Raw genomic sequence first — 17,298 nt, forward strand, 5'->3', positions numbered from 1 at the left:
CCGGCTCAGGCAACCTCTATCAGGCAGGCTGTTGGGTCCTCAATTTCTCGCTGCGCCCCCGCAACCACTCCAGGGTCAACAGCAGCACCACCGAAAACGCAATCAGCAAGGTCGCTGCCGCAGCGATGGTCGGGCTCAGGTTCTCGCGGATGCCGCTGAACATCTGCCGCGGCAGGGTCGCTTGCTCCGGCCCGGCCAGGAACAGCGTCACCACCACTTCGTCGAACGAGGTGGCAAACGCAAACAGCGCCCCGGAAATCACCCCCGGCGCAATCAGCGGCAGAGTAACGCGACGGAAGGTCAGCAATGGCGACGCCCCAAGGCTCGCCGCAGCGCGTACCAGGTTGTAGTTGAAGCCCTGCAAGGTCGCCGACACAGTAATGATGACAAACGGCACACCCAGCACCGCATGCACCAGAATCAGCGAGATGAAGCTGTTACCCATCCCCAGCGGAGCAAAGAACAGGTAGCTGGCCACACCGATGATCACCACCGGCACCACCATCGGCGAAATCACCAAAGCCATCACCAGCGACTTGCCCGGGAAATCGCCACGGGTCAGGCCGATGGCGGCCAAGGTGCCGAACACCATGGCCAGCACCGTGGCCGCCGGGGCCACGATGATGCTGTTCTTCAATGCCCGCATCCATTCGGCTGAGGCGAAGAAGTCCTGGTACCACTGCAGCGAGAAGCCCTGCAACGGGTACACCAGGAAGCTGCCACTGTTGAACGACAACGGCACGATCACCAACACCGGCAAAACCAGGAACAACAGGATCAGGCCGCACAGAATACGCAGGCTGTAGAACCACACCCGCTCGACGGGCGACATGTATGGGCTCAGCATCACAAGGCTCCTCAGCTCAGGCGCAGGCGGCTGGCGCCGACCAGCCAGCTATAGATCAGGTACAACAGCACGGTCGCCAGCAGCAACAGCCCACCCAACGCGGTGGCCATGCCCCAGTTGATGCTGGTGTTGGTGTAGAAGGCCACGAAGTAGCTGACCATCTGGTCGTTGGGGCTGCCGAGCAGCGCCGGGGTGATGTAGTAGCCGATGGCCAGAATGAACACCAGCAAGCAACCGGCCCCCACGCCTGCGTATGTCTGGGGGAAGTAAACCCGCCAGAAGCTGGCGAACGGGTGGCAGCCGAGCGAAATGGCTGCACGCATGTAGCTGGGCGAGATGCCTTTCATCACGCTGTACAGCGGCAGAATCATGAATGGCAGCAGGATGTGCACCATCGAGATGTAGACACCAGTGCGGTTGAACACCAGTTCCAGCGGCTGATCGATGATACCCATCGCCATCAGCGCGCTGTTGATCAAGCCACCCGACTGCAACAGCACGATCCACGCGGCAACGCGCACCAGGATGGAGGTCCAGAACGGTAGCAACACCAGGATCATCAGCAGGTTGCTCTGCCGGGTCGGCAAGTTGGCCAGCAGATAAGCCAACGGGTAGGCAAGCACCAGGCAGATGGCCGTGATCACCACACCCATCCACAGGGTGCGGGCAAAGATATCCAGGTAGATGGCCTGGTCGGGCGTGGTTTTGGCCAGTTCACCCAAGTCATCGATGCGATGGTCGACCGAAGCCAGCAGGTAGAACGAGGTCACCGAACTGGTGTTGCGGCGAATGGCCTGCCAGTAGGCCGGGTCGCCCCAACGCTCGTCCAGCGCCTGCAAGGCGTCTTTATAAGAAGCAGGCTCTGCCTTGAACGGCAACGCCCGTGCGGTCTTGGCCAACAGGCTGCGGTAGCCGGCCAGCTCCATGTTCAAGCGCTTGGACAGGTCGCCCAGCGTCTGATTTTTCCGTGACTCGGCCAAGTCCAGGCTCAAGGCCTTGTAGACCTCCTCGCCCGGCAGGCTCTTGCCGTCCCACAGCTTCACGGCCTCGACCGTTCGTGGCAGGCCGCTGACCACTTCCGGGTTGCCGACGCTCTTGTACAGCAGCGCGGCGATCGGCACCAGGAACACCAGCAGAAGAAACAGCGCCAGCGGCGCGATCAACGCCTGCGCCTTCCAGCGGTTGACCCGCTCGGCGTGCTTGAGGCGCTGCTTGAGACTTGGACCGGCGCCTTCGTTGAGGGGCACTGCAATGGCCATGGCGAACTCCGCAAAACAGGGGAACGGGGGGCGCCAGCCAAATGGCCGACGCCCCGGCAAGGCGCTTTACTTCTTCGCCGCCCAGGCGTTGAAGCGTTGCTCCAGTTGCTCGCTGTTGTCAGCCCAGAAGGCCACGTCGATCTGCACCTGGTTGGCAATGTTTTCAGGTGTGGTCGGCATGTCCTTCTTCACCTCGTCCGACAGCAGGCTGACGGCCTTGGAATTGGCCGGGCCGTAAGCGATGTTCTCGGAGTAGGTTTTCTGCTGATCGGGCTGCACGCTGTAGGCGATGAATTTCTTCGCCTCTTCTGCATCCTTGGCGCCTTTCGGGATGGCCCAGGCGTCGAAGTCGTAGATGCCGCCGTTCCATACCACCTTCAGGTTGCTCTCCTTCTGCACGGCAGCGATGCGGCCGTTGTAGGCGGAGCTCATGACCACGTCACCCGAGGCCAGATATTGCGGCGGCTGGGCGCCGGCTTCCCACCACTGGATGCTCGGCTTGAGTTCATCGAGTTTCTTGAAGGCGCGGTCCACGCCCTCTTTGGTGCCCAGCACCTGATAGACATCCTTCGGCGCAACGCCATCGGCCATCAGTGCGAACTCGAGGGTGTATTTGGCGCCTTTGCGCAGCCCGCGCTTGCCCGGGAATTTCTTGGTATCCCAGAAATCGGCCCAGCTGGTCGGGGCGGTCTTGAGCTTGTCGGCGTTATAGGCCAGCACGGTCGACCACACGAAGAAGCCAACACCGCACGGCTGGATGGCACCCTTCACATAATCACTTTCGTTACCGAACAGGGCTGGGTCCAGCTCTTCGAACATCCCCTCGTCGCAACCACGCGCCAACTCTGGCGACTCCACCTCCACCAGGTTCCAGGACACACTGTTGGTGTCGACCATGGCTTTGATCTTGGCCATTTCACCGTTGTATTCACCGGCCACGATCTTGCCCTTGCCGGCTTTCTCCCAAGGTTCATAAAACGCTTTGACCTGGGCTGCCTTGTTGGCACCACCGAAGGACACCACGGTCAGGTCCGCCGCCATGGCCTGGCCGGCGGCGAACAGGCCAAGGGCCAGGGCGGTCAGTTTCAACTGCTTGCGCATTCTTATTCTCTCCACAGTACAGGGTTGGTGAAGCAATCCATCAGTGGGCTTCGGCAATCGGATCGAGCGCGCGAGCGTGCTCCACCTCCCAGCCCAGCGGTACCACATCGCCCACGGCCAATGCCGGGTCGAGTTCGGCGATTGGCTGCTTCACGAAGAAGTCAGCCTTGCCACAGACTTCCAGGCGCACCCGCACGTGGTCGCCCAGGTAGATGAATTCGGCCACACGGCCAGAGAAGCGGTTTACGCAGCTTTCGCTGTGGCCGTTGAGGCGCACGCGCTCCGGGCGCACCGACAGGGTCACCGGCTCGCCGGCCTGGCCGACGTTCACCGCCAGCGCCTCGACCCGCTCACCCCGGGCCAGCTGCACCTGGCAGCGCTTGCCATCGCTGGCCAGCAGCGTGCCGTTGATGCGGTTGTTTTCGCCGATGAAGTTGGCGACGAAGGTGTTGCAGGGTTCTTCGTAGAGGGTGCGCGGGTCGGCAATCTGCTGGATCTCGCCCTGGTGGAACACCGCCACCCGGTCAGACATGGTCAGCGCCTCGCCTTGGTCGTGGGTCACATAGACCACGGTCACGCCCAAACGCTGGTGGATGTGCTTGATTTCCATCTGCATGTGTTCACGCAGCTGCTTGTCGAGGGCGCCGAGCGGCTCGTCCATCAGCACCAGCTGCGGCTCGAACACCAGCGCACGGGCCAGTGCCACCCGCTGCTGCTGGCCTCCGGACAACTGGCCGGGGTAGCGCTTGGCGAAAGCGTCTAGCTGGACCATGTTCAGCACGCGCTTGACCCGCTCGCTGATGTCGGTTTTGCTCAAGTTGCGCACGCTCAGCGGGAAGGCCAGGTTTTCGGCCACGGTCATGTGCGGGAACAGCGCGTAGTTCTGAAACACCATGCCGATGTCGCGCTTGTGCGGCGGCACGTTGTTGATGGAGCGGCCGGCCAGCTGGATTTCACCGGCGGTGGGGGTTTCGAACCCGGCCAGCATCATCAGGCTGGTGGTCTTGCCCGAGCCGGATGGGCCGAGCAAGGTCAGGAATTCACCTTTGCGAATGTCCAGGTTGAGGTCTTTGACGATCAGCGACTCGCCGTCGTAGCTCTTCTGCACACCACGGAAGCTGACCAGCGTCTCGCTGGTTGCCGCGTTCGAATTCGCCTCGCTCATGCCTGCACCTTCGTTGTTGGATGACTGCGTAGGCAAAAGACTAAATAAACGGCAAGCGCCCGAAAATCGGGGGGGCTGAGAGAATGCCCTCATCCGGATGGAAGATTACGTGTAGGGAATGCCCTACAAGGATGACGCTCCCAGAACACATACTGCGCACTGTAGGAGCGGCCTTGCCGGGGCGCCGGACCGGTCGGAAAGGGCCGACGTCCCGGCAAGGCCGCTCCTACAGGCACCGATGACTGCCGGGTGTATGTCGCATTCAGACCAGCTTGTGCTCCATTGCGTACTTCACCAGCTCCGCCAGCGAGTTGACCTTGAGCTTCTGCATCAGCCGGGCCTTGTGGGTACTGATGGTCTTGCTCGACAGCGCCAGCTGCTGGGCGATGTCGTTGACGTTGGCGCCCTGGGCCAGGCGCTCGAACACCGAAAACTCACGCTCCGACAGCAATGTATGCAGCGGTCGGCTTTCGGTCAGCCCCACTTCGAATACCATGCGGTCGGCCAGCGCCGGGTCGATATAACGCCCCCCGCCCGCGACCCGGCGAATAGCCGTGAGCAGCAAGGCCGGGTCGCTGTCCTTGGTGGCATAGCCGGCCGCGCCAGCCTTGAGTGCCCTGGCGGCCATCTGTGCTTCATCGTGCATCGACAGCATCAGGATCGCAGGCGGGTTGTTCAGTGCGCGAATGCGCGGGATCGCCTCCAGCCCGTTCACGCCGGGCATGGAGATATCCAGCAACACCACTTCGCACGGTGTGTGGCGCAGGGTGTCGAGCAGTTGCTCGCCGTTACCGGCCTCCCCCGCCACTTGCATGTCCTTGGCCAGGCCGATCAACTGCTTGATGCCTTCACGCACAATGGTGTGGTCTTCAGCCACCAGCACTCGAATCACGATCGCTCTCCTACTCCAACGGAATGGCCACGCTCAGGCTGGTGCCCTCACCCGGCTCACTGTTCAACGCCATGCTGCCGCCCAGCATCAGTACCCTTTCACGCACACCCACCAGGCCAAACGACGTTGGCCTGGGCTGATCGCGGCAAAACCCCACGCCATCATCACTGACCGTCATGCGCAGTTGCCCGCCCTCGCGCACCAGTTCGATCTCCACGCTGTGCGCCTGGGCGTGGCGCATCACGTTGGTCAGCGCCTCCTGCAAAATGCGGAACAGCCCGGTGGCCTTGGCATCACTCAATGCTGGCAGATTATCAGGCACCTGCACCAGGCAAGGGATTTGCGTACGCGCCTCAAAACGCCGCGCCTGCCACTCGATGGCCGAGGCAATGCCAGCATCGAGAATCGGCGGGCGCAAGGCTGTGGCTACGTCGCGCACCAACTGGAACAGCTGGGCAATCAGGCGTTTCATGCTGGTCAGCCGCTCATTCAGCCCCGGGTCCAGTTCGGCGAAGGCCAGCTCGCACATCGACACTTCAAGCTTGAGCACGGTCAGCATTTGCCCGAGCTCATCATGTACTTCCCGGGCAATGCGGGCTTTTTCCTCTTCGCGCACGCTCTCCAGGTGGGCGGACAGTTCCCGTAGCTGCTCCTGGGAGTTGGCCAACGCCAACTCCGCCCGTTTGCCTTGGGTGATGTCCCAGACCACACCGTCCCAAGCCACTCGGCCATTGGCCAGCAGCCTTGCACTGGCCTTGATGTCGGCCCAGCGCTCGCCGCCGTCTCGCGTCAGGATGCGACCTTGCCAGGACCAGTCCTGATCGTGGGCAATGGCCAGGTCTTGCACTTGGTGATAGTCCGCCCGGTCGTCCGGGTGCACGAGGTTGCGCAGCCCCATTTGCGGGTGCTGGATTTGTGCCGGGGTGTAACCGACCAACGCCTCGCTGCCTTCACTGATGTAAGGAAACTCCAGCGCGCCTTCAGCCGGCGCGGGTTCAAGGCGAAACACCAGCCCCGGCACATTGCCCGCAATGCCCTTGAGGCGCGCCTCACTCTCGCGCAATGCGGCCAGGGCGCGATGGCGCTCTGTGACATCGGCGATGTAGACCACCAGATACTCGGCATCCCGAAAACGTAAAAAACTCAGCGACAACTCCACTGGCAACAGCGTGCCGTCGGCGCACAAGCATTGCGTTTCGAACTGGCGCACGCCCTCCCCGGCCCGCGCCGCTTTCCAGATTTGCAGCCAGCGATCCATGCTCAGGTTCGGCTCGAAGTCGATCAGTGGGCGCTCGAGCAGTTCAGCATCGGCGTAGCCAAGCATGCGCTCCGCAGCATGGTTGGCATAGCGCACGTGGCTATCCCAGTTCACCCACAGAATGCCCACGGTGCTCTGGTCGATGGCGAATTGGCTCAGGCGCAATGCTTCTTCGCGGGATTGACGCTGGGCCAGGTTTTCCCGGGTGGCCAGAAAGCTGCGCTCCAGTTGCCGTTGCTGACGGCGCTGCCACACCAAAGTGGCCAATGCACACAGCAGCAACAGGCCGAACAGCAAGGCCAGGTTCTGCCAGAAACCCGGGGACTCGCTCAGGCGTGGGTACTTGGGCTGCAGCCAACGCTGGTGCATCTGCTCCAGCTCCTTGGCCGGCATGGCTTGAAGCCCACGCTCCAGCACATCGGCCAACACCGGCCAGTCCCGCCTCGACCCCACCCGCAGCAACTGTGGCAAGCCGATATCACCCACCACCGCCAACTCACCGAACTCGCTTTCGCGAGACAGGCGGCTGAGCTGAGCCTCGTCGATCACCGCGTAACTGGCCTGGCCGCCGACCACCAGCTGCAATGCTGCCCGCTCGTTGGGCACGCCCTGCAGGTTAAGGTTGCTGTAATTGCCACGCAGATAGTCGGCCAGCACGCTGGGCATGCGCACCGCCACGCGGTAGTCGCGGTCGAGCTTTTCCAGCTCCACTGCCATGGCGCCGGTGCGCGGCCCCACCACCAGTTGCGGCACCCGCATGTATGGGTCGCTGAACAACCACAAACGCAAGCTGGCCGGGGTTTGCGTAAGCCCCGGCGCAAAGTCGATTTCGCCCGCCTGCAAAGCATGTTCAAGGCTGGCCTGGTCGGTGAAGTTACGCCAGGTGAGGTCAAGCTTGAGCGCCTGGCCCAGCCAGTTCACCAACTCGACGTTAGCCCCATACAGTTGCTGCAAGCGGCGATCGAATTGGGCGTAAGGCGCTTGCAGCACCAAACCGACGCGCAAGCTGCGGTGAGCGTCCAGCCACTGCTGCTGGGCCGGGTCGAGGGTGACCGAAGGCGCGGCATCCGACTTGGCCACAGCCATCAAGGGGAACCACAAGCAGCCGATAACCAACAGGCGCCGCAATCGCTTCATCTAAACGCTCGTCTTGGCAAGGGCGGCCATGCAGCATGGCCGTCACGGGCAAATACCATTACGCTGCCGGTATCATTCTGGCCTTGGATTGATTCATGTCCACACTTTATCGCACGACGCTGGCAATGTGCTGCCTGGCCTCGCTACTCCCCCTTGGCACCCAGGCCGCCGATGCCGAAAAACCAGAGGCTGCTGCCGAGGCACCTGCCGCTCCTGCACCTCGCCCACCCCTGCTGGAGCGCAGCCAGGAAGATGCCCAAGCCCTTGAACGGCTGGTGCCCAAGGCTGAGCAACAAACCCTGCAGGCCGGCAACGAGAGCTTCCTGGCCCTGTGGAAACCGGCCAACGACAGTGACCCGCAAGGCGCGGTGGTGATCGTACCCGGGGCCGGTGAAACAGCAGACTGGCCTAACGCGGTGGGCCCGTTGCGGCGCAAGTTCCCCGATGTTGGCTGGCACAGCCTGAGTGTGAGCCTGCCCGACCTGCTGGCCGACAGCCCACAAGCGCGAGTCGACGCCAAACCTGCTGAAGAGCCGGCCAAGGAAAAGGGCGAGAGCGCACCGGCCAAAGATACCCCGGCCGATGCCAATGCCAACGTCGCCCAAGCCACCGCGGCCGACGCCGATGCGGCAGAAAGCACCGACGCCGTTCAAGCCAGTGAGCAGAAAGATGAAGCCGACGCCGAGCGTATTTTTGCCCGCCTTGATGCTGCAGTGGCCTACGCCCAGCAGCACAATTCCCGCAGCATCGTGCTGATAGGCCATGGCAGCGGTGCTTACTGGGCAGCGCGGTACATGAGCGAAAAGCAGCCGCCCCAAGTACAGAAGCTGGTGATGGTCGCCGCGCAGACGCCGGCGCGGGTGGAGCATGACCTGGAAAGCTTGGCCCCGACGCTCAAGGTGCCCACCGCAGACCTTTATTACGTGACGCGTGCAGCAGACCGCAATGCTGCCCAACAGCGCCTGCAGGCCAGTAAGCGGTTGAAGGACAGCCAGTACAAACAGTTGTCGCTGATGGCTATCGCGGGCAACAAGGATGCAGAGCAGGAGCAGTTGTTCCGCCGCGTGCGAGGGTGGATGAGTCCGCAGGAGTGATTGCCCGCGAAGGGGGCCCTCAAAACCCCCGACGCTTGCGAATCAGCGCATAGGCTTGATGCAGCTCGCGGGTTCGCTCGGTTGCCTCGCGCACCTGTGCTTCAGTAGCGCCGCTGCCCGCCAGTTTGTCTGGGTGATGCCGGCTGACCAGCCGACGATACGCCTGCTTGATCTGGTCACTCTCGGTATCCGCCTCTACCGCCAACAGCCGCATTGCCGCCACATAGGTCATGGCCCCGCCGCTTGGTGGCATCTTGCGCGGCTCATACTCCCCCGAAATCGCCTGCACCTGGCGCGCGCTCATGCCGAGTTTGCGCCCCCAATCCAGCAGCAACGCCCTTTCGTGATGGCCTGCCTTGCCATCAGCCCAGGCCATGCGCCAGCAGGCACGCAAAGTCCCCTCAGCCGCATTGGGCTGTTCACGGATGCGATGCAGGTGACGGGTGAGCCGGTCTTTACCCGCCTTGCCTCGATTGAACGCGGCAATGGCCCGCAACCGTGCCGCCTCGGCCATGTCCAGCCTGACCATTTCCTGGCGGGCCTGCTGGATGTGTTGCTCCGCCACCCGCCCGTCGCTTTTTGCCAGGCGGCCAAGCAACACAAACAGCAACTCGTCGTCGCGCATCGCCGGGCGGCCGCCCAGCCGTTCGCGCATGTCCTCCCAGCCACGCACCCGCAAGCGTCGGTCCATGGCCTGGCCCAGCAGCCCACCGAGCAGCGCACCCGGTATGCTGGCCACAACAAAACCTGCACCCAAGCCGATCAGCGTGCCTGGCCACCACATGTCAGGGGCGCTCGCCAATCAAACGTTCAACTTCGGCAAGCCGCTCAAGGGTGCCGACATCGACCCAGCGCCCGTGATAGTGCTCGCCGCTCACCTTGCCGTCTGCCATGGCCTGGCGCAAAAGCGGTGCCAGCTTGAAGGCGCCGGCCTTGCAGCCTTCAAACAGTGCCGGGTGCAGCACGGAAATGCCACTGAAGGTCAATGTGCCAGCTGCCTCATCACCATCTACCACCTGAGCGCCCTGCAGGCGGAAATCGCCGCGCCCGTGATGGCCAGGGTTATCCACAAGCACCAGATGCGCCAGCCCCTGCAGCGGCTTACGCAGTTGATTGAAGTTGTAGTCAGTCCAGACATCGCCATTGACCAGCAGGAACGGCCCATCACCCAGCATAGGCAGCGCCTTGAAGATGCCACCTCCCGTTTCCAGCGGTTCGCCTTCCGGCGAGTAGCGAATGCTCAGGCCGAACCGGCTGCCATCGCCCAGATGCGCCTCGATCTGCTCGCCCAACCAAGCGTGGTTGATCACCACGTCGGTAACGCCCGCAGCGGCCAAGGCGCGCAGGTGGTACTCGATCAGCGGCTGGCCGGCGACCGGCACCAGCGGCTTGGGCGTGTGCAAGGTCAGCGGGCGCATGCGCTCGCCCTTCCCTGCCGCCAGGATCATTGCTTTCATGCACGGGCTCCGGCCTTGAGTTCGGCAATCAGCTCACCCAACTCGACCAACTCAGGACGACGGCTGATCACTTCATCTATATAGGCGAAGAAACGCGGTACGTCTGTGAGGTAACGGGGTTTGCCATCACGATGGCAGATGCGCGCGAAGATGCCGATCACCTTCAGGTGGCGTTGCACACCCATCAGGTCGCTGGCACGCTGGAACGCTTCGAACGAAGGTTGCACCGGAATACCGGCAGCCTGCGCCTTCTCCCAATAGCTATTGAGCCAACCTTCAACCCGCGCTTGTGGCCAGCTCAGGAATGCATCCTTGAACAGGCAGGTGATGTCATAGGTGACCGGGCCGTATACTGCATCCTGGAAATCCAGCACCCCGGGGTTGGGTTCGCTTTCCATCAAATTGCGCGGCATATAGTCGCGATGAACCAGCACTTTGGGTTGCGCCAGCGCGCTGTCGATCAGCAATTGGCTGACGCGCTGCCAGGTCGCCTTTTGGGTATCGCTGAAGGCCAGGCCCAGTTCACGGCCAACGTACCACTCGGGGAACAGCTCCACTTCACGGCGCAGCAGAGCATCGTCATAGCTTGGCAATGGCGCGTCCATCGGCAGGCGCTGGAACTTCAGCAAGGCCTCGATGGCGTCGTCGAACAGGGCATCGGCGTTATCGGCGTTGATGATGTCCAGGTAGGTCTGGCGCCCCAGGTCGCCCAGCAGCAGGAAGCCGCGCTCAAGGTCCTGGGCGTGGATTTGCGGTACGTGCACGCCCGCGCTGGCCAACAAATGATCAATGGCGACGAACGGTCGGCAGTTTTCCTGGGGCGGTGGCGCATCCATGATCACGAATGTGTGCCCGGCGCCCTCCCAACGAAAGTAGCGGCGGAAGCTGGCGTCGCTGCTGGCGGCGGTCAGGCTGCCGTCAGCGGCATTGATATTGAAAAGTTCAGTGAGCTGCTCTTTGAGCCAGACAGTCAGTTGTTGCAGGCGTACATCATGTTCAGGCATTACAAGGGTCTCCGACGGCCCTAGCCGTCAAGCGGGTCATGCTTTATTATCCAGCATCTTTTTCAGACCATCGAGAGGCGTGCGGCCCCACACGCGGGCAGATGGCACGCAGGAAGCCCGGACTAATAAGATGGCATTGAAATCCCCCGCGTTTCGTAGAAAGTTTCCGTTGCTGGTAACCGGCGGTCTGCTGGCCCTGCAACCATTGGCCACATCGTACGTGGTGGCAGCCGAGCAGTTCGACTGCCAAGTGTCCGCCTCCGGTGGTTGGGACTGCAAGCCCAAAACCCCAGCCAACAACCTGCCGCCTCGCCCTGTGCACGACGGCGCCGCGCTCACGTCCGGTTCCGAAGCCCCTGCGGCCGAAGCCGAGAGCGCTGACAAGCCCATGCTCGTTACCGAGAGCAAGGGCCGTGGCCTGAAGTCGCGCAGCGAAGACTACAGCCACCTGGACTGGGTCCCACGCGAAAAGCTCACTGCAGCCCAACTGGCCGAAACCGGCCCGTACTGCGGCGGCGCGTACGTCGAACCTACCCGCCCGGGCATGGCCGACACCACGCCGAAGGACGAGTCGCCGACCTACATCAACGCCAAGGTCTCCAAGTACCAGCAGGAGCAGCAGATCGCTACCCTGGCTGGCGACGTGGTCATGCGCCAGGGCAGCATGCAGGTGGAGGCCGACGAGGCCAACCTGTATCAGGCCGAGAACCGTGGCGAGCTCAAAGGCAACGTCAAGATCCGCGACAATGGCTCGCTGGTGGTCGGTGACGAGGCGCAAATTCAGCTCGACACCGGTGAAGCCCAGGTCGACAACGCTGAATATGTGATGCACAAGTCGCACATTCGCGGCAATGCCCTGTACGCCAAGCGTGGTGAAAACGCCATCATCCGCCTCAAGGACGGTACGTACACCACCTGCGAACCGGGCAGCAACGCCTGGCAGCTGAAGGGCAACAACATCACCCTGAACCCGGCCACCGGCTTTGGTACAGCGACCAACGTCACCCTGCGGGTCAAGGATATCCCGGTGTTTTACACACCGTACATCTACTTCCCGATCGACGACCGTCGCCAGTCCGGCTTCCTGCCGCCGTCGTTCAGCAGCACCAGCGACACCGGCTTCATGCTGGTCACGCCGTACTACTTCAACCTGGCGCCCAACTATGACGCCACGTTGTACCCGCGCTACATGACCAAGCGCGGCCTGCTGATGGAAGGCGAATTCCGCTACCTGACCAAGTCCAGCGAAGGGCAGTTCGGCGGCGCGTACCTGAACGACAAGAACGACGACCGCAAAGACCAGACTGACTACGAAAAGCAGCGCTGGATGATCAACTGGCAGCACAAAGGTGGCCTGGACGAGCGCCTGATGACCGAGGTTGATTACACCGACATCAGCGACCCGTTCTACTTCCAGGACCTGGAAACAGACCAGATTGGCGTCAAGAGCCATGACGTGGTCAACCAGCAGGGTGCCCTGACCTGGCGTGGCGACAGCTACACCGCCCGCCTGAATGCGCAAGCGTACGAGATGGCGACCCTGTCGCAGATCACCCCGTACAACAAGCTGCCTCAGCTCACGCTGGATGGCATGCTGCCGTACCACCCGGGTGGTTTCGACTTCAGCTACCAGACCGAAGCCGTGCGCTTTGATCGGGACCTGAAAGACGGCACGGTATTCAACGAGGATGGCGAGCTGGACACCACCGCAGGTGCGGATGGCCGCCGGCTTGACCAGAACATAAGCGGCATTGCTCGCGCCAACGGCAACCGCCTGAACTTTGCCCCGGCAATCAGCTTGCCAATGCAGGCCAGCTACGGTTATGTCACGCCGAAGCTGAAGTACATGTACACCAGCTACGACCTGGACCTTGACAGTCAAGGCAAGCAACAAGCCTTGGCGCAATCGTCGCAAGCCGGATACGGCAGCTATAACAGCTCCATCAATCGCGACGTACCTATTTTCAGTGTCGACAGCGGCCTGTACTTCGACCGCAATACCTCGCTGTTCGGCACCAACTACCGCCAGACCCTCGAACCGCGCCTGTTCTACCTCTACGTGCCGTATGAGGACCAGAAGGACATCCCGCTGTTCGACACCAGCGAAACCCTGTTCAACTTCGACTCGCTGTTCCGCGACAACCGCTTCAGCGGCACCGATCGCATCGGCGACGAGAACAAGCTGTCGCTGGGCGTGACCACCCGCTACATCGAAGACAACGGCTTCGAACGCCAGAACTTCAGCATCGGTCAGGCCTACTACTTCAAGGACCGCAAAGTCCAGCTGCCGGGTATCGACTACCGCGAACGCGATGACGCGCAATCCGACGTATCGCCATACGCCTTGGTGTACAACTACTACTTCAACCGCGACTGGCGCTTCAATTCGGACTTCAACTGGGACCCGGACAGCCGCAGCACCCGCTCGGGCAGCGCGATGTTCCACTACCAGCCGGAAGACAACCCGAACAAGGTGGTCAACCTCGGTTATCGCTACCGCAACGACACCATCGCCTTCGACTCCACCACCGGTACCTGGAAGGTGGGCGGCGGCGACTATGGCACGCCGGGCGACCCGAACTACATCAAGGATTACTACAAGATCCAGCAGCACGACTTCTCGGTCATCTGGCCGATCGTGCCGCAATGGAGCGTCATCGCACGCTGGCAGCATGACTACAACCGCAACCGCACCCTGGAAGCCATGGGCGGTTTCGAGTATGACAACTGCTGCTGGAAGCTGCGCCTGATCAACCGTTACTGGATCGATTACGACGACTTCAGCCAGGCCACGCCACAGAACGAAAAAGGCGACCATGGCATCTTCCTGCAGATCGTGCTTAAAGGTCTCGGTGGTGTAGTCGGCAACAAGGTCGAATCTTTCCTCGACCAAGGCATTCAAGGTTACCGTGAACGTGAAGACCAAGCTTATTGATCGTCTGCGCCCAGTGTTGCTGGGTGCTGCATTGCTGAGTGGCGCGGTGCATGCCGCGGTACAACCTCTGGACCGTGTGGTGGCCATCGTCGACAACGACGTGGTCATGCAAAGCCAACTGGACCAGCGCGTCCACGAGGTACAGCAAACCATCGCCAAACGTGGTGGCGGCGTGCCGCCAACCGGCGCCCTGGAACAACAGGTGCTCGAGCGCCTGATCGTCGAGAACCTGCAATTGCAGATCGGCGAGCGTTCCGGCATCCGTATCACCGACGAAGAGCTGAACCAGGCCATCGGCACCATTGCCCAGCGCAATGGCATGTCGCTGGAGCAGTTCCGTGCGGCACTGGCCCACGACGGCCTGTCGTTCGATGACGCCCGCGAGCAGGTCAAGCGCGAGATGATCATCAGCCGCGTACGCCAGCGCCGCGTGGCCGAGCGCATCCAGGTGTCCGAGCAGGAAGTGAAGAACTTCCTGGCCTCGGACATGGGCAAGATGCAGATGTCGGAAGAGTACCGCCTGGCCAACATCCTGATCCCGACCCCGGAAGCCGCCAACTCGGACGATATCCAGAAGGCTGCACGCAAGGTTGGCGATGTGTACCAACAGCTGCGCAGCGGCGCCGACTTCGGCCAGATGGCGATTGCCAACTCGGCCAGCGAAAACGCCCTGGAAGGCGGTGAGATGGGCTGGCGTAAAGCCGCCCAGCTGCCGCCGGAGTTCGCCAAACTGCTCAGCAGCATGGAAACCGGCAGCATCACCCAGCCACTGCGCATCCCTAGCGGCTTCATCATCATCAAGCTCGAAGAGAAGCGCGGCGGCAGCGAGAACGTGCTGCGTGACGAAGTGCATGTACGCCACATTCTGATCAAGCCAAGCGAAATTCGCAGCGACGCCGCCACCGAGCAGCTTGCTGACCGCCTCTACGACCGCATCCAGAACGGTGAAGACTTCGCCGAACTGGCCAAGAGCTTCTCGGAAGACCCGGGCTCCGCGCTCAACGGCGGCGACCTCAACTGGGTTGACCCGAACAGCCTGGTGCCTGAGTTCCGCGAGCAGATGGCCAACGCCCAGCAAGGTGTGGTGACCAAGCCGTTCAAGACCCAGTACGGCTGGCATGTGCTGGAAGTGCTGGGCCGTCGCGCCACCGACAGCACCGAGCAAGCGCGCGAGCAACAAGCCATGAACGTGCTGCGCAACCGCAAGTACGACGAAGAGCTGCAGACCTGGCTGCGCCAGATCCGCGACGAAGCCTACGTTGAAATCAAGCTGCCTGGCGCTGACCAGGCCGCACAGTGAAGCCCCTGCGCTTCGCCGTCACCCCCGGCGAACCAGCCGGCATAGGCCCCGACCTGTGCCTGCTGCTCGCCGCCGACGCCCAGCCCCACCCCCTGATCGCCATCACCAGCCGTGACCTGCTCGCCGAGCGGGCCACGCAGCTGGGGCTGGCTGTCAGCCTCGTGCCGGTTACGCCAGAGCAATGGCCCGACCAACCAGCCCCAGCCGGTAGCCTGTATGTCTGGGATACCCCGCTGGCCGCACCGGTGGTGCCAGGTGAGCTGAACAAGGCCAATGCCGCCTTCGTGCTACAAACCCTGACCCGCGCCGGGCAAGGCTGCCTTGACGGGCATTTTGCCGGCATGATCACCGCCCCGGTACACAAGGGCGTGATCAACGAAAGCGGCATCGCCTTCTCCGGCCATACCGAGTTCCTGGCTGAACTGACCCAAACGGCACAAGTGGTGATGATGCTGGCCACCCGTGGCCTGCGCGTGGCCCTGGTGACCACGCACCTGCCATTGCGGGACATCGCCGACGCCATCACTGCCGAACGTGTGGAGCGGGTCACCCGCATTCTGCATGCCGACATGCGTGACAAGTTTGGCATCGCCAACCCGCGCATCCTGGTTTGCGGCCTCAACCCGCACGCCGGGGAAGGCGGCCATCTGGGCCGCGAAGAAATCGACATCATCGAGCCGACGCTGCAACGCTTGCGCGCCGAAGGCATGGACCTGCGTGGCCCACTGCCGGCCGATACCCTGTTTACCCCCAAATATCTGGAGCACTGCGACGCAGTGCTGGCGATGTACCACGACCAAGGCCTGCCCGTACTCAAATACAAAGGCTTTGGCGCAGCGGTCAACGTGACATTGGGCCTGCCGATCATCCGCACCTCGGTTGACCACGGCACCGCCCTGGACCTTGCCGGCACCGGCAAGGTCGACACTGGCAGCCTGCGCGTCGCCCTTGAAACTGCCTACCAGATGGCCGAGACCCGACCATGAACGAGCAATACCAACACCGGGCGCGCAAACGCTTTGGCCAGAACTTCCTGCACGACGCGGGCATCATCGACCGCATCCTGCGCGCCATTCACGCCAAGCCAGGCGAGCACCTGCTGGAAATCGGCCCGGGCCAGGGCGCCCTGACCGAAGGCCTGCTGGGCAGCGGTGCGCAGCTGGACGTTGTGGAGCTGGACAAGGACCTGGTGCCGATCCTGCAACACAAGTTTGCAGGCCGCGACAACTTCCGCCTGCACCAGGGCGACGCCCTGAAGTTCGACTTCAACCAATTGGGCGTTCCGCCGCGCAGCCTGAAGGTGGTTGGCAACCTGCCCTACAACATTTCCACCCCGCTGATTTTCCACCTGCTCAGCCACGCCAACCTGATCCGCGACATGCACTTCATGCTGCAAAAGGAAGTGGTCGAGCGCATGGCGGCTGGCCCGGGTGGCGGCGACTGGGGCCGCCTGTCGATCATGGTGCAGTACCACTGCCGGGTCGAACACCTGTTCAACGTTGGCCCAGGCGCGTTCAACCCGCCGCCGAAAGTGGACTCGGCCATTGTGCGCCTGGTACCGCACGAGGTGCTGCCGCACCCGGCCAAAGATGCGCGGTTGCTGGAGCAAGTGGTACGTGAAGCGTTCAATCAGCGCCGCAAGACACTGCGCAATACCATGAAAGGCTTGCTCGACAGCCAGGCCATTGAGGCTGCTGGCGTTGACGGTAGCCTGCGGCCAGAGCAGCTGGACCTGGCGGCGTTTGTTCGATTGGCTGACCAGTTGGCTGATCAGCAAGGCTGATGGCCCCATCGCGGATGAATCCGCTCCTACCGCGGCCACGTTCGTAGGAGCGGATTTATCCGCGAA

At 62.4% G+C, this 17,298-nt stretch carries 14 protein-coding genes; 5 read left to right on the plus strand and 9 right to left on the minus strand.

Annotation, left to right across the window (positions count from 1 at the left end; genetic code table 11):
- Positions 1-19 precede the first annotated feature (19 nt).
- The 6 genes from PVV54_RS24125 to PVV54_RS24150 all read right to left on the minus strand — a co-directional run bounded on the left by PVV54_RS24125 (position 20) and on the right by PVV54_RS24150 (position 7,659).
- Positions 20-847 carry an ABC transporter permease gene (locus tag PVV54_RS24125; RefSeq protein WP_274907595.1) on the minus strand — a complete coding sequence of 276 codons (828 nt, stop codon included), beginning with the start codon at positions 845-847 and terminating at the stop codon, positions 20-22.
- Between the two features lie 11 nt (positions 848-858).
- The gene (locus PVV54_RS24130) at positions 859-2,106 is read right to left on the minus strand and encodes an ABC transporter permease (protein WP_274907596.1); all 1,248 of its coding nucleotides are present in this window, start codon (positions 2,104-2,106) and stop codon (positions 859-861) included.
- 66 nt (positions 2,107-2,172) lie between these two features.
- The gene (locus PVV54_RS24135) at positions 2,173-3,207 is read right to left on the minus strand and encodes an ABC transporter substrate-binding protein (protein WP_274907597.1); all 1,035 of its coding nucleotides are present in this window, start codon (positions 3,205-3,207) and stop codon (positions 2,173-2,175) included.
- 40 nt (positions 3,208-3,247) lie between these two features.
- Complete coding sequence (locus PVV54_RS24140) at positions 3,248-4,372, minus strand: ABC transporter ATP-binding protein (protein WP_274907598.1); 1,125 nt, start codon at positions 4,370-4,372, stop codon at positions 3,248-3,250.
- Between the two features lie 262 nt (positions 4,373-4,634).
- Positions 4,635-5,267, minus strand: a complete 633-nt coding sequence (locus PVV54_RS24145) for a response regulator (protein ID WP_274910493.1) — start codon at positions 5,265-5,267, stop codon at positions 4,635-4,637.
- A gap of 7 nt (positions 5,268-5,274) precedes the next feature.
- Positions 5,275-7,659 carry a PAS domain-containing sensor histidine kinase gene (locus tag PVV54_RS24150; RefSeq protein WP_274907599.1) on the minus strand — a complete coding sequence of 795 codons (2,385 nt, stop codon included), beginning with the start codon at positions 7,657-7,659 and terminating at the stop codon, positions 5,275-5,277.
- 95 nt (positions 7,660-7,754) lie between these two features.
- On the opposite strand from PVV54_RS24150, the gene PVV54_RS24155 reads away from it, so the two are divergent.
- Entirely contained in the window at positions 7,755-8,753 is a 999-nt protein-coding gene (locus PVV54_RS24155) for an alpha/beta hydrolase family protein (RefSeq protein ID WP_274907600.1), read from the plus strand.
- 19 nt (positions 8,754-8,772) lie between these two features.
- On the opposite strand, the gene PVV54_RS24160 is transcribed toward PVV54_RS24155, so the two are convergent.
- Genes PVV54_RS24160 through PVV54_RS24170 form a run of 3 tightly spaced genes read right to left on the minus strand, consistent with a single transcriptional unit; the run spans position 8,773 to position 11,214 of the window.
- On the minus strand, positions 8,773-9,537 hold the full coding sequence (locus tag PVV54_RS24160; protein WP_274907601.1) for a TerB family tellurite resistance protein: 765 nt from the start codon (positions 9,535-9,537) through the stop codon (positions 8,773-8,775).
- Between the two features lies 1 nt (position 9,538).
- Positions 9,539-10,210: an N-acetylmuramate alpha-1-phosphate uridylyltransferase MurU gene (gene murU, locus PVV54_RS24165; RefSeq protein ID WP_274907602.1), complete on the minus strand. Its 672-nt coding sequence runs from the start codon at positions 10,208-10,210 to the stop codon at positions 9,539-9,541.
- Positions 10,207-11,214 carry an aminoglycoside phosphotransferase family protein gene (locus tag PVV54_RS24170; protein ID WP_274907603.1) on the minus strand — a complete coding sequence of 336 codons (1,008 nt, stop codon included), beginning with the start codon at positions 11,212-11,214 and terminating at the stop codon, positions 10,207-10,209. Before PVV54_RS24170 ends, murU begins: the two co-directional genes overlap by 4 nt.
- Positions 11,215-11,344: 130 nt before the next feature.
- Here PVV54_RS24170 and PVV54_RS24175 point away from each other — a divergent pair, with 130 nt between their 5' ends.
- From PVV54_RS24175 to rsmA, 4 genes are read left to right on the plus strand one after another with little or no spacing between them, the layout of a single operon-like run.
- Complete coding sequence (locus PVV54_RS24175) at positions 11,345-14,149, plus strand: LPS-assembly protein LptD (protein WP_274907604.1); 2,805 nt, start codon at positions 11,345-11,347, stop codon at positions 14,147-14,149.
- Complete coding sequence (surA, locus tag PVV54_RS24180; protein WP_274907605.1) at positions 14,124-15,449, plus strand: peptidylprolyl isomerase SurA; 1,326 nt, start codon at positions 14,124-14,126, stop codon at positions 15,447-15,449. Before PVV54_RS24175 ends, surA begins: the two co-directional genes overlap by 26 nt.
- On the plus strand, positions 15,446-16,435 hold the full coding sequence (pdxA, locus tag PVV54_RS24185) for a 4-hydroxythreonine-4-phosphate dehydrogenase PdxA (protein WP_274907606.1): 990 nt from the start codon (positions 15,446-15,448) through the stop codon (positions 16,433-16,435). Before surA ends, pdxA begins: the two co-directional genes overlap by 4 nt.
- Positions 16,432-17,232 carry a 16S rRNA (adenine(1518)-N(6)/adenine(1519)-N(6))-dimethyltransferase RsmA gene (gene rsmA, locus PVV54_RS24190; RefSeq protein ID WP_274907607.1) on the plus strand — a complete coding sequence of 267 codons (801 nt, stop codon included), beginning with the start codon at positions 16,432-16,434 and terminating at the stop codon, positions 17,230-17,232. The genes pdxA and rsmA overlap by 4 nt, the downstream gene beginning before the upstream one ends.
- Positions 17,233-17,298: the final 66 nt, after the last annotated feature.

It is taken from the genome of Pseudomonas sp. PSKL.D1 (assembly GCF_028898945.1).
Lineage (GTDB): Bacteria > Pseudomonadota > Gammaproteobacteria > Pseudomonadales > Pseudomonadaceae > Aquipseudomonas.

What these genes read in the sequence shown, in the direction of transcription:
- PVV54_RS24175 (WP_274907604.1), top strand. Translation starts at nt 11,345, where the DNA reads ATGGCATTGAAATCCCCCGCGTTTCGTAGAAAGTTTCCGTTGCTGGTA.
- PVV54_RS24155 (WP_274907600.1), top strand. Translation starts at nt 7,755, where the DNA reads ATGTCCACACTTTATCGCACGACGCTGGCAATGTGCTGCCTGGCCTCG.
- PVV54_RS24125 (WP_274907595.1), bottom strand. Translation starts at nt 847, where the DNA reads ATGCTGAGCCCATACATGTCGCCCGTCGAGCGGGTGTGGTTCTACAGC.
- PVV54_RS24170 (WP_274907603.1), bottom strand. Translation starts at nt 11,214, where the DNA reads ATGCCTGAACATGATGTACGCCTGCAACAACTGACTGTCTGGCTCAAA.
- PVV54_RS24140 (WP_274907598.1), bottom strand. Translation starts at nt 4,372, where the DNA reads ATGAGCGAGGCGAATTCGAACGCGGCAACCAGCGAGACGCTGGTCAGC.
- rsmA (WP_274907607.1), top strand. Translation starts at nt 16,432, where the DNA reads ATGAACGAGCAATACCAACACCGGGCGCGCAAACGCTTTGGCCAGAAC.
- murU (WP_274907602.1), bottom strand. Translation starts at nt 10,210, where the DNA reads ATGAAAGCAATGATCCTGGCGGCAGGGAAGGGCGAGCGCATGCGCCCG.
- PVV54_RS24150 (WP_274907599.1), bottom strand. Translation starts at nt 7,659, where the DNA reads ATGAAGCGATTGCGGCGCCTGTTGGTTATCGGCTGCTTGTGGTTCCCC.
- PVV54_RS24130 (WP_274907596.1), bottom strand. Translation starts at nt 2,106, where the DNA reads ATGGCCATTGCAGTGCCCCTCAACGAAGGCGCCGGTCCAAGTCTCAAG.
- PVV54_RS24135 (WP_274907597.1), bottom strand. Translation starts at nt 3,207, where the DNA reads ATGCGCAAGCAGTTGAAACTGACCGCCCTGGCCCTTGGCCTGTTCGCC.
- PVV54_RS24160 (WP_274907601.1), bottom strand. Translation starts at nt 9,537, where the DNA reads ATGTGGTGGCCAGGCACGCTGATCGGCTTGGGTGCAGGTTTTGTTGTG.